1 protein-coding gene is annotated in these 247 nt (G+C 34.0%); it reads right to left on the reverse strand.

Annotation, left to right across the window (positions count from 1 at the left end; translation table 11 throughout):
* A partial coding sequence (locus HMPREF9441_RS18835; protein WP_008623540.1) for a hypothetical protein occupies positions 1-247 on the reverse strand: 247 nt, incomplete at both ends.

Consider the following 247-nt stretch of genomic DNA (forward strand, 5'->3'; position numbering starts at 1 on the left):
AAGGTCTAAACCAAAGTTTAGCGTAGTAGCTTTTTCCCATTTCAAATAGTACAAAGGTACAGAGGTATTCACATAACCTTTTTTACCATTATAAGGAGATTGTACACTATATTTACCTAATAACCAATAGTAGTCATTATCTATGGTCAAAGCATCAATATTTCCGTTTACCCCATAGCTTACACGTGGTTTTAGTCTGGTCACCACTTGACTAACTTTTCCTTCTTTGAAGAACTCTTCATTATGA

Source organism: Paraprevotella clara YIT 11840 (assembly GCF_000233955.1).
In the GTDB taxonomy this organism is placed as follows: domain Bacteria; phylum Bacteroidota; class Bacteroidia; order Bacteroidales; family Bacteroidaceae; genus Paraprevotella; species Paraprevotella clara.